The organism is Actinoplanes campanulatus (assembly GCF_014647795.1).
Lineage (GTDB): Bacteria > Actinomycetota > Actinomycetes > Mycobacteriales > Micromonosporaceae > Actinoplanes > Actinoplanes campanulatus.
Genome location: NZ_BMPW01000001.1, coordinates 416,343 through 427,929, shown reverse-complemented (window position 1 = coordinate 427,929; position 11,587 = coordinate 416,343). Strand labels below are relative to the sequence as shown.

Genomic DNA, 11,587 nt, shown 5'->3' with positions numbered 1-11,587 from the left:
GCCCTGCCGGCGACCACCTGCCCACTCACCCGTGTGCCGCCCGCGCCGGGCTGACCTGCCCACACACCCTCACCCCACGGCCGCACCCGGTGGCCGGCTCCCCCACCTTGAGGGGCCGGTGGGTGCGCACGGTGGTGTTGTTGTGGTCGCTTGCCCGGGTTGTGGCGTTGACGGCCGCACGCGGAGGGACTTTTGTGTGCGGCCACCCGCCTTTGCCGTGCCCGGCTGTGTGCACTGGCCCGACTCGCAGCCGTGTGCGTCGTTTCGTGCGTGGGGTGCCGCCTACCGTGGCCGGCGCGACCGGCCGTGCGTGGGCAGTCGGGCGCCTGGCGAGCACGGCCGCGACCACCGACCGGCGCGACCGACGGCAGCGGTGGGTGCCGAAAGCTCGCTAGCTGGTCGTGGTCAGGCGGCGGTGGCGCTGGGCGGCCATGCGTACCGGGGCGTTGGGTTCGCCGAAGCGGTCGTAGCCGGCGCGGCGTTCGGTGATCTCGAAGAAGACGCGGCCGCCGAAGACCGGGGTGTAGAGGTGGAGCAGTTCGCCGCCGGAGGGGTCGCGGTCGTAGAGGATGCCGTGCTCGCGAAGGGTGGCGACGAAGTCGTCGGTGAGTCCGAAGCGGGCGGCCAGATCGGCGTAGTAGTTGGCCGGGACAGGTAGGGGCGGCAGGCTCAGGGCCTGGGCGGTGGCGATCAGGTCGGCGGTCGCGAAGGCCACGTGCTGCGGGTCGGAGACGGCGGGCGCCCATTCGCCGCGGCGGAGCAGGGCCACGGTCAGGGCGACGCGGACCGTCCTTCGTGGATCGGCTACGGCGCGGGAGCGCATCAGGCCGTACGGTGCCGCGTACTCCTCGGTGGGAAGGTGATCGAGGCCGAGCACCGAGTGGTAGAAGAGCCCGGCCTCGTCGAAGTGGTCGAACGGCTGGGTCAGGCCGAGATGGTCGACGGTGAGCAGCCCGGCGCCGGGGCCGGATGCCGTGCCGGTGGGCAGGAAGTCGGAGCGCCAGTCGTCGCCGGGGTGGGTGACGAAGACGCTGGTGCCGTCCGGGGCGGTGATCGCGGCGAGTTCGGCCTCGCCGGGCTCGCGCACGTTGGGGTGGGCGGGGGCGGACAGCGCCTCGGCCCGGGCCAGGGAGAGTGGCGGATTCTCCGACGTGACGGCGAAGGCGCTGATCGCGGCGGGGCCGGGGTGGGTGACCGCGCTGTTCAGGACGATCCGGCAGGCGCCCTGCTCCCAGAGTTCGACCGGTTTGGTGCGGTGCTGGCCGGTGTGCGCGAAGCCGAGACCGCGCAGCGCGGTCCGCAGCTCGGGCCCGGAGTGCCCGTCGACGGCGAACTCGGTGAAAGCGTGCCCGGTCAGCCGCGGAGCGGGAGGAAGACGCCGAACGCCGGGCCGGTCCGCGAGCGGAACGGCGGGGGAGACGCGGGGTGCGGCGGATGCGGGGGAGACGCGGAGTGCGGCGGATGCGGGGGAGACGCGGAGTGCGGCGGATGCAGGGGAGTCGCGGAGTGGGGTGGATGCCGGGGCGGCGGATGCGGGGGCCGGTAAGGCGAGGTGTGCGGGGGATGTGGGGGCGGGGGAGGTGAGGGGTACGGCGGGGAGGGGGGCGAGGCGGTCTTCGAGGAGGGTGAGGGAGCGCATCGCGTCGACCGCGGTGCGGGCCGGATCCGACTGGCGGAAGATGTCGTTGAAGACCTCCAGCGACAGTGGTCCGTCGTAGCCGGCGGACAGCACCAGGCCGAGGAAGCGGGGCAGGTCGAAGGCGCCCTGGCCGGGGAAGAGGCGGTGGTGGCGGCTCCACTGGAGCACGTCCATCCGCAGGTGTGGGGCGTCGGCCAGTTGCAGGAAGAAGATCTTGCCGGGGGTGATGCCGGCGATGTCGTCCGGGGGGACCTCGCGGGACAGTACGTGGAACGAGTCGAGGCAGAGCCCGAGCGCGGGATGGCCGGCCCGCTGGACGATCCGCCACGAGTGGTCCCACGTGGACACGTGACGGCCCCAGGCCAGTGCCTCGTAGGCGATCCGCATCCCGTGTGCCGCCGCGCGGTCGGCCAGCAGTGACAGGTGCGCGGCCGCCAGGTCGTCGTCGTCGACCGCGGCCGGGGACACCGACGAGCACACCAGGACGGTGTCGGTCCCGAGTTCGGCCATCACCCCGAATTTGCGCTCGGCCCGCGAGAGATTGGCCTTGAGCAGCTCGTCCGGCACCGCCTCGAAGTCGCGGAACGGCTGGTACAGGTCGATGGTGAGGCCCAGGTCGGCGCAGCGCCGCCGGATCTCCGCCGGTGACCACGGGGACACCACGAGGTCGTTCTCGAACAGCTCGATGCCGTCGAAACCGGCCGCGGCCGCCGCCGTCAGCTTGTCGTCGAGGGTGCCGGATACACAAACCGTAGCGATCGACCGGCGCATCGGATCTCACTTTCGTAGATAGCCGGTCACCAGGTCGCCGAGCATGGTGCGGTAGTGCCCGCGGCGGGACTCGTCGAGCAGGTCCCGGTCGAAGAGCGCGCCCCAGGTGTGGCGGTTGGCGACGCGGAAGAAACAGAACGAACTGATCATCATGTGTACGTCGAGAGCGTCGACGTCGTCACGGAACGTGCCCTCCGCACGGCCCCGGTCGAGGACGCCGCGGAGCAGGTCGACGGCCGAGCTGTTCAGGTCGACCAGCCGGGCCACGTGGTTCATGTGCTTGGCGTGCTGCGCGTTCTCGACGCCGACCAGTTTGATGAAGGCCGGGTGTGCCTCGTGGTGGTCGAAGGTGACCTCGGCGAGGCGGCGGACCGCGGCGACCGGGTCCAGGTGGTCGACGTCGACGGTGCGTTCGGCGGCTCTGATCTCGGCGTACGCCCGCTCGAGAACCGCCAGGTAGAGCTGCTCCTTCCCGCCGAAGTAGTAGTAGATCATCCGTTTCGTGGTGCGGGTCCGGGCCGCGATCTCGTCGACCCGGGCGCCGCTGTAGCCGTTCTCGGCGAACTCCTCGGTGGCCACGTCGAGGAGCTCGGTGCGGGTGCGTTCCGCGTCGCGCTGTCTCTCCACCACGGCCTTCTCCTGTGTCATGAAAAGTAAGTCTGCCGTGAGCCTTGACAGTGTCCGCCGTCACACCCGATAACTAACGTACCAGTTCGTACATTAGATGCGGAGATCAATATGGCGGCAAGCCGGTGCGGGTTGATCGGAGCCGGAATCGGCACGTCGCTGTCACCGGCGCTGCACGAGGCCGAGGGGCGCCACCACCACCTCGGGCTCACCTACACGCTGTTCGACACCGGGGAGACCGCGGATCTCGAACGGCTGCTCGACGAGGCCGACCGCGCCGGTTTCGCCGGGCTCAACATCACCCACCCGTTCAAGCAGCAGGTCATCAAGCATCTCGACGACCTCTCGCCGCAGGCCCGCGACATCGGTGCGGTCAACACCGTGGTATTCCGGGACGGTCGGCGGCAGGGACACAACACGGACGCGTACGGCTTCGCCCAGTCCTTCCGTTCCCAACTGCCCGACGTGCCCACCCGTCACGTCGTGCAACTGGGCGCGGGCGGCGCCGGGGCGGCCTGTGCCCATGCGTTGCGTGAACTGGGCGCCGAGCGGCTGACGATCGTGGACCCGGACGGGGCCCGCGGTGCGGAGCTTGCCGGCCGGATCGGCGCGCGCCACGAGAAGACGGCCACGCCGGAGCTGCTCGCCGGCGCCGACGGGCTGGTCAACGCCAGCCCGATCGGCATGCACCACCACCCGGGAATCCCGCTGCCCACAGAGTCGCTCCACCGTGGCCTGTGGGTCGCCGACATCGTCTACATGCCGTTGGAGACGGAGCTGCTGCGTGCCGCCCGTGCCCGCGGTCTGCGGACGATCGGCGGCACGGCGATGTGCGCCTACCAGGCCGCCGCGGCGTTCGAGCTGTTCACCGGGCGTACCCCCGATATCGCGCGGATGTTGCTTCACCTCTCCCAGATCCTGGAGCGGCAATGCTGACCGAGACCACCACTCGTGAACTCCCCGAACCCCTCTCGCTACGCCGGATGGTCGGCCCCGGCATCGTCGCCGTCGGCATCGGCATGGCAGCCGGCGAGATCATCCTCTGGCCGTACCTGACCGCGATCGGCGGCCTGGGCCTGCTCTGGCTGGCTTTCACCACGCTGGCCGTGCAGTTCGTCATCAACATGGAGATCGAGCGCTACACCCTGGCCACCGGGCAGACCGTGGTCGCCGGCTTCTCCCGCTGGTGGAAGGGCTGGGGCGTCGTCATCTGCCTGGCCGGCGCCTTCCAGTACGTCTGGCCCGGCTGGGCGACCAGCGGCTCGACCGTCTTCACGTACCTGATCGGGGGTGGCGACCCGGTCTGGATCACGGTGGCCACCCTGGTGATCATCGGCGTGCTGCTGTCACTGTCCAAGGTGGTCTACCGGACCGTCGAGCGGGTCGAGGTCGTCAAGGTCGCCCTGACGCTGTTCTTCCTGGCGGTCGTGGTCGTCTTCGTGATCTCGCTGACCACCTGGGGCGACGGTGCGAAGGCCACGGTCACCGAGTTCGGGCAGATCCCGGACGGCATCACCTTCACCATGCTGCTCAGCGCGATCGGCGCGGCCGGCGCCGGTGGCGTACACAACCTGGTGCTGAGCAACTGGATCCGGGACAAGCGGTACGGCATGGGCGCCCACGTCCCCCGGCTGATCTCCCCGATCACCGGGCAGGAGGAGGCGGCCGGCGGCGGCGACCGGTACACGTTCCCGCTCGACGAGACGTCGATGGGCCGCTGGAAGGTGTGGTGGAAGCGGGCCAACATCGAGCACCTGGTCACGTTCGTGGCGGTCTGCTTCGTGACGATCGGCGTGATGAGCCTGCTCGCGTACGAGACGCTGTTCGGCCGGGGCGACCTCAAGTCGGACCCGTCGTTCCTGCGGATCCAGGGCGAGATCTTCGCGGACGAGGTCGGCCCGTGGCTCAAGCTGCTGTTCCTGGCGGTGGCCGCGGTGTCGCTGTGGGCCGCCGCGATGGGCCTGCTCGACATCATCGGCCGGGTGGCGTCGGACTTCCTGCGCCGCAACTACCTCGCCGATTCCGCGCGCTGGACCGAGCCGCGGATCTACCTGACCGTGGTGTGGGCGGAGATCGTGCTCGGCTCGATCATCCTGCTGGCCGGCTTCACCCAGCCGCTCGGCCTGCTGATCGTCTCCACCTGCGCGGCCTCGGTGGTGACGCTGCTCTACTCGATCCTGCTGGTGAAGCTGAACACCCGGGACCTGCCGGCGCCGGTGCGGATGCGTGGCTGGCGGCTCGGCGGCATGATCGTGGCGATCGGCTTCTACGGCTTCTTCGCCGTCGCGATGGTCGTCACCCAGCTCGACAAGCTGTAACGGGAAAGGGGGGCCGAGCGGCCCCCCTTTCATCGGATCAGGCCCGGCGCCGCCGGGTCCAGGAGAACCCGATCAGGCCGGTGATCGCGGCGATCACGCCACCGGCGGCCGTCCACACCCAGCGGGACGAGAAGTCCGGCAGCCAGTCCAGCGAGATGTCGTCCTCGTCGGCCTCGGCCGTCGGCGACGGAGCGGCGGTCAGCACCTCGCCCGGGCGATTGTCCGGAACCAGGGGCGCCGCAAGCGATCCCTGGTCCGCGCTGGTGTCACCGGTCGGAGAAGTGAGGTTCAGGGCCACGTCGATCGGCAGGCCCAGGTCCTTCTCCGGCAGATCGGTGCTGGAGAGCCGTACGTAGTAGGTGCCCGGCAGCGGGTCACCGTCCCACGGCTCGGCCCACGACCGGACCTGCCGCAGCCGGCAGCCGAGGGTGAGCTCGGTGTCGGAGACCGCGGCGACCGGGCTCTGCTCGCCGCCCACGCACGCCTGCCGCCGCCGCAGCCCGTCGAACACCTCGACGGTCCAGGACTGGGCGCCGGAACGGCCGGCGGCCTCCGACAGGTCCACGGTGACCGCGAGCTCCGGGCGCTGCCCGGCCTCGGCGGGGAACGACCAGTAGAGGTAGTCACCGGTGACCGCGGCGACCTTCACCGGCTGACCGGCGCCGATCGTCACCGCGGTCAGGAAGGAGGTGCCGGCCGAGCTGATCCCGGCGGCCGGCTTCGGCCCCTCCGAGGGGTCGGCGAGCGCGGGAGAGGGCAACATGATGAAACCGAGGGCGATCAGAGCCGGCAGACTGCGCATCAGTTCACTCCCCACTTGGCGACCCACCAGCGGGTCAGCCATCCGGCCAGCACGCCGGCCACCAATCCGGCGATCGCCAGCACGAACAGCAGCAGCAGGCCACGGCCCAGACCCGGCGCGTCCGGCGCCTCGGAGGCCGGGGCCAGGCCGATGCTCAGCTCGACCGGCATGCCGGGGGCGCCGGCCGCGGTGGCCGAGGCGAACGAGTTGCTGACCTCCAGGCAGATGTCCGAGGTCGCGGAGAGATCCGGTTCCTCGTCGCCGGACCAGCGCAGGCCCGCCGAGATCACGTCGGCGCGGCCGCTGCTCGCGTCCACCCCGCGGACCAGTTCCCGGCCGTCCATCGTGGCCGCCTTGATCAGTACGCCGTAGTCGCGGTTCAGCGGCCGGTCCAGCGCCACGCTCACCGAGGCGCGCAGCTCGTCACCGGAGTCGACGGCGACCCGGTAGTAGCGGTGCTCGCCGATCAGCTCCCGGTCGGTGTAGACGCCGGCCGCCAGGAGCGGCGCCTTGGCACAGTCCTTCGCGCCGGTCACCGCGGCCGGGGTCACCGGCGGCGGCAGGGCGGCCCGGTCGACCAGCTGCTTGATCCGGTCGGTCAGCTCGTCCTCGCTCTGCGCCGCGGCGTACGTGCCACCGGTCGCCTGCGAGATGCAGACCAACTGCTTGCGGGTCTTCTCGTCGGGCGCCAGGCCGAGCGTGTCGATGACCAGCTCGGTGCCCTGCGCGGCCAGTTCCCGGGCGACGTCGCACGGGTCGGGCGGTGTGCAGGTGTCCTCGCCGTCGGTGATCAGCACGATCCGGCGTACCGATCCGGTGTCGCCCAGGTCCGCCGCCGCCTCGCGCAGGGCCAGGCCGATCGGGGTGAAGCCGGTCGGTTTCAGGGTGGCGATGGCGTTCTTGGCGGCGACCGGGTTGACCGTGCCGACCTTGACGATCTGCTGGGTGTCCTGGCAGCCGAGCCGCTTGTTCTTGCCGGCGTAGGTGGCGCCCAGCACCCGGATCCCGAGCTGGGTGGTCTCCGGCAGCGAGTCGACGACCTCGTTGAAGGCCTGCTTGGCGACGGCCATCCGGGTCGCACCGCCCTCGACGTCGGCGGCCTTCATCGATCCGCTGACGTCGAGCACCAGCTCGACCACGGGCGGTTCGGTCTCGGTCTCGTCGGCGAGCGCGGGGGTGGCACCCAGGAACGCAGAGGCCGCGATCAATCCTATTGCTGCCACTAAGGACAGTTTCCTATGGATCACGCGGCAAGATCATAAACAACCTTCAACGGTACGGCGTACGCCGCCCCCCGGCCACCGATCTGAGCCCGGCGGTCGCGTCGCGGGCCGGACCTGGCAGTGGGATCGCGTGGTGCCGCGGAGCGGGCGGAATGCGGTCGGGGACGGCGTACGCCGTACCGGAGAAAGGGTTTTATCGGTAAGCGGCGTGGCCGGTGAGCGTCTGGCCGATGACCAGCGTGTGGATCTCCGAGGTGCCCTCGTAGGTGACCACCGACTCGAGGTTGTTGGCGTGGCGCAGCGGGGAGTACTCCAGGGTGATGCCGCTGCCGCCCAGGATGCCGCGGCACTCGCGGGCGATGGCCAGCGCCTGGCGCACGTTGTTGAGCTTGCCGACGCTGATCTGGTGCGGCTTGAGCCGGCCGGCGTCCTTGAGTCGGCCCAGGTGCAGCGCGAGCAGCGCGGACGTGCCGAGGTCGACCGCCATGTCCGCCAGCTTGCCCTGGGTGAGCTGGAAGGCGGCGATCGGCCTGCCGAACTGGATGCGGTTGTTCGCGTAGCCGATCGTGGTGCGCAGCGAGTCGAGGGCCGCGCCGACCGAGCCGAAGACGATGCCGAACCGGGCCTCGCTCAGGCAGCTCAGCGGGGCGCCCAGGCCGGCCGCCCCGGGCAGCATGGCCGAGCCGGGCAACCGGACGTCGTCGAGGGCCAGCTCGCCGGTGATCGAGGCGCGCAGCGACAGCTTCCGCTTGATGGTCCGCGTGGTGAAGCCGGGGGTGTCCTTCGGTACGAGGAAGCCGCGGATGCCGTCCTCGGTCTGCGCCCAGACGGTTGCCACGTCGGCGATGCTGCCGTTGGTGATCCACATCTTGGAGCCGTTCAGGATCCAGTCGCCGCCGTCGCGGACCGCGCGGGTGCGCATGTTGGCCGGGTCGCTGCCGAAGTCCGGCTCGGTCAGGCCGAAGCAGCCGATCGCCTCGCCGGCCGCCATCCGGGGCAGCCACTCCCGACGTTGCTCCTCGGAGCCGTACTTCCAGATCGAGAACATCGCGAGCGAGCCCTGCACCGAGACGAAACTGCGCAGTCCGGAGTCACCGGCCTCCAGCTCCAGACAGGCCAGGCCGTACGCCACGGCGCTGGTGCCGGCGCAGCCGTACCCCTCCAGGTGCATCCCGAGCACGCCCAGTTTGCCCAGCTCGGGGGCGAGTTCGCGGGGGAAGGTGCCGGCCTCGAACCAGTCCGCCACGTGCGGGCGGACGTGGTCGGTCACGAACCGGGCCACCGTCTCCCGGATCTGCCGCTCCTCGTCGCTGAGCAGGCTGTCGATGTCGAGCAGGTCGAACGGATCAGTGACGGTCATCCGTCGATTCTGCACCGGAGGCCTGATCAGCGTGCTCTCAGCCGGGTGATCTAGCCTCTTGATCATGGCGGCCGCGATACCGGGACTCAGTGACCTCGTCGATCCGTCCGTCCGGGACGCCGTCTCGGGCTTCCTGGCGGATGTGGAGACCGGGCTGTACGCCGCCGTGGCCAGCCCCGACCCGCTGGTCGCCGAGGTCGCGGCACATCTGGTGCGGGCCGGCGGCAAGCGGTTCCGCCCGATGGTGGTGGCGCTCTGCGCCCAGTTCGGCGACCCGAACCGCCCCGAACTGCTGCCGGCGGCGGTGCTCATGGAGCTGACCCACCTGGCCACCCTCTACCACGACGACGTGATGGACGAGGCGTCCCTGCGGCGCGGCGCGGCCAGCGCGAACTCGCGGTGGAGCAACCGGCTGGCCGTGTACGTCGGCGACTTCCTGCTGGCCCGGGCCGCGTCGATGGCCGCCGGCCTGGGCGACGAGGCGGTCCGCCTCCAGGCCGCCACCCTGTCGCAGCTGGTCCGCGGCCAGCTCGCCGAGACCGTCGGCCCGCGCGGCGGCGACCCGATCCGGCACCACCTGCGCGCCGTCGAGGACAAGACGGCCTCGCTGATCGCCACCTCGGCCCGGTTCGGCGGCCTCTTCTCCGGGTTGCCCCCGGCGCACGTGGAGACGCTCGCCGCGTTCGGCACCGCCATCGGGATCGCCTTCCAGCTCTCCGACGACCTGCTCGACATCGCCTCCGAGTCGGCCCAGTCCGGCAAGACGCCCGGCACCGACCTGCGCGAGGGCGTGCCCACCCTGCCGGTGCTCTACGCCCTGTCCGACCCCTCCGCCGCCGGCCCCCGTCTGCGGGAACTGCTCAGCAAGGGCCCGCTCACCGACGATGGTGAGCATGCCGAGGCGCTGGCCCTGCTGCGTGAGTCGGCCGCCCTGAAGCAGGCCCGGGAGACCGTGCACGGCTACGCCGAGGCGGCCCGCCGCAGTGTCGGCACGCTGCCCGCCGGGGCCGCCCGGCAGACGCTGGAGCAGTTCTGCCACTACATCGCGGATCGCACCGGCTGAGTTTCCTCCACTCCACCGCCGGCCTGCCGATGAGGCCCTGTGAATTCTCCGGAATGACACGGCAGGGAGTGCGATGCGCGGCGAACCGGTCCGATCCTCGGACGAGGGCTCCAGCCTTCTCGAGGTGCTCGTGTCGTTGGCTGTGATCAGCATCGCGATGGCCGGACTGGGCTCCTTCTTCATCACCGGCAACCTCGCCGTCGCGCACTCGCGTGACGTGCGCCAGGCGGTTCAGGTGGCCGCCGGCGGGCTCGAGGAGGTACGCGCGCTGGAGGGCAGCTCACTGCTGTCCGGGCGCGGGCCGGTCAAGGTCAAGGGTCAGTGGGACGCCGCGCTGACCGGCCCGAGCCGCAAGAAGCTGAAGCCGTACCTGAGCAGCATGAAGATGGCCTCCGACCCGGAGATCAAGGACAGCGCCTCGACGGTGGGCGACGAGGCGCCCCTGTCGACCGCGACGCGGACGGTGACGGTGGGCAGCGCCACCTACCAGCGCACGATCTACGTCGGCAAGTGCGAGGTCTACTACCTGCGCGGCGACGACTGCGTCAACCCCGACGACTACACGGCGCCACCGAACAAGGCCGAGATCCTGCGGTACTTCCGGGTGGTCGTGCTGGTCACCTGGCCGGGGAAGAACTGCGCCGACGCCACGTGCAGTCACATCGCCTCGACGCTGGTCTCGGAGGCCGCCGAACCGACGTTCGACTCCAACCCGGGCGTCCCGAAGGTGGTGACCAGCGAGCTGACGTTCTACGTGGGCAGGGAGAAGAGCTACCAGCTCGACGTCGACGCCGGCAAGCCGCTCTACACCTGGACCATCGGGTCCCGGCCGTCCTGGCTCACGGCGCCCACGGCAGTCGGCTACGTCACCGGCACACCCACCGCGGTGGGCGTGACGAACACGACGCTGCGGGTGACCGACAGCAACGGCATCTGGGACGAGCGACCGCTCAAGCTGACCGTGGTGCAGCCGCCGAGCCTCGCCGCGCTGCCCCCGTCGAAGAGCCTGGTCGGCGCGGACGTGTCGCTGACCCTCGCGGTGACCGGTGGCGTCCCGAAGTACACCTTCACCTCGACGAACCTGCCCGATGAGCTGAATCTCGACCCCGCGACCGGCGTGATCACCGGCCGGATCGGCAAGGCCGGCGCCTACCCGATCACGGTCCGGGTCGTGGACGCCAACGGCATGCGGTCCGACCCGATGACGTTCACGCACACCGTCTACCAGCCGGTGACCCTGGCGGCGCTACCCGCGCAGTCGGTGAACCTGGGATCGGCGGTCTCCGTCACCGCGGTGGCGGCGGGCGGTGACGGGGCGTACACCTACGCCCTCAGCGGCGCCCCGCTGGGTGTGACGATCGACGCGGCCACCGGTGTCGTCTCCGGCACGCCGACGGTCCCCGGGCGGTACCTGCTGAAGGCCACCGTCACCGACGGTCTCGGCGGCACGGTCAGCCAGACCTTCGAGCTGGTGGTGGCGACGACGACCAGGTTGACCTTCACCACGCCGAACCCGGTCGGTGCCGACCGGACATCGGTGGCGGGTACGGCGACCAGCATGGCCCTCGTGACGAACGGGCAGAGCCTGTCGCTGGGGAACATCTCGTACACGGTGACCGGACTGCCACCGGGGCTCACCCTCAACAGCGGACAGCAGACGATCACCGGTACGCCGACGGCCAAGGGCACCTACCCGGTCACGATCACCGCGACCAGTACGCCACCGACGCCGCAGACCGCCGTCCTGAATTTCGTCTGGACCATCACGTGAGAAAGGGGAACCG

At 70.7% G+C, this 11,587-nt stretch carries 9 protein-coding genes; 4 read left to right on the top strand and 5 right to left on the bottom strand.

Annotated elements, in window-relative coordinates; all coding sequences use genetic code 11:
* Positions 1 to 391 precede the first annotated feature (391 nt).
* Both IEZ13_RS01830 and IEZ13_RS01825 read right to left on the bottom strand, forming a co-directional pair.
* Positions 392 to 2,410, bottom strand: a complete 2,019-nt coding sequence (locus IEZ13_RS01830) for a bifunctional sugar phosphate isomerase/epimerase/4-hydroxyphenylpyruvate dioxygenase family protein (protein WP_183215975.1) — start codon at positions 2,408 to 2,410, stop codon at positions 392 to 394.
* Between the two features lie 6 nt (positions 2,411 to 2,416).
* Positions 2,417 to 3,058 (bottom strand): TetR/AcrR family transcriptional regulator, encoded by a 642-nt coding sequence (locus IEZ13_RS01825; RefSeq protein WP_183215973.1) that lies wholly within the window; start codon positions 3,056 to 3,058, stop codon positions 2,417 to 2,419.
* A gap of 90 nt (positions 3,059 to 3,148) precedes the next feature.
* Between IEZ13_RS01825 and IEZ13_RS01820 the strand changes: the two genes are divergently transcribed.
* Together IEZ13_RS01820 and IEZ13_RS01815 are read left to right on the top strand one after the other, a co-directional pair.
* The gene (locus IEZ13_RS01820) at positions 3,149 to 3,973 is read left to right on the top strand and encodes a shikimate dehydrogenase (RefSeq protein WP_183215971.1); all 825 of its coding nucleotides are present in this window, start codon (positions 3,149 to 3,151) and stop codon (positions 3,971 to 3,973) included.
* Positions 3,967 to 5,355: an Nramp family divalent metal transporter gene (locus IEZ13_RS01815; protein ID WP_183215969.1), complete on the top strand. Its 1,389-nt coding sequence runs from the start codon at positions 3,967 to 3,969 to the stop codon at positions 5,353 to 5,355. Before IEZ13_RS01820 ends, IEZ13_RS01815 begins: the two co-directional genes overlap by 7 nt.
* A 37-nt stretch (positions 5,356 to 5,392) precedes the next feature.
* Here the strand turns inward: IEZ13_RS01815 and IEZ13_RS01810 are convergent, their stop codons facing one another.
* The 3 genes from IEZ13_RS01810 to IEZ13_RS01800 form a co-directional block, all read right to left on the bottom strand.
* The gene (locus IEZ13_RS01810) at positions 5,393 to 6,157 is read right to left on the bottom strand and encodes a peptidase (RefSeq protein ID WP_183215967.1); all 765 of its coding nucleotides are present in this window, start codon (positions 6,155 to 6,157) and stop codon (positions 5,393 to 5,395) included.
* Positions 6,157 to 7,404 (bottom strand): VWA domain-containing protein, encoded by a 1,248-nt coding sequence (locus IEZ13_RS01805; RefSeq protein ID WP_183215965.1) that lies wholly within the window; start codon positions 7,402 to 7,404, stop codon positions 6,157 to 6,159. The genes IEZ13_RS01810 and IEZ13_RS01805 overlap by 1 nt, the downstream gene beginning before the upstream one ends.
* A gap of 169 nt (positions 7,405 to 7,573) precedes the next feature.
* Positions 7,574 to 8,740, bottom strand: coding sequence for an acyl-CoA dehydrogenase family protein (locus tag IEZ13_RS01800; protein ID WP_183215963.1), 1,167 nt, complete (start codon positions 8,738 to 8,740; stop codon positions 7,574 to 7,576).
* A 64-nt stretch (positions 8,741 to 8,804) separates the two neighbouring features.
* Between IEZ13_RS01800 and IEZ13_RS01795 the strand changes: the two genes are divergently transcribed.
* Entirely contained in the window at positions 8,805 to 9,803 is a 999-nt protein-coding gene (locus tag IEZ13_RS01795; protein WP_183215961.1) for a polyprenyl synthetase family protein, read from the top strand.
* Between the two features lie 73 nt (positions 9,804 to 9,876).
* Positions 9,877 to 11,574 carry an Ig domain-containing protein gene (locus tag IEZ13_RS01790; protein WP_183215958.1) on the top strand — a complete coding sequence of 566 codons (1,698 nt, stop codon included), beginning with the start codon at positions 9,877 to 9,879 and terminating at the stop codon, positions 11,572 to 11,574.
* The last annotated feature ends 13 nt before the right edge of the window (positions 11,575 to 11,587 follow it).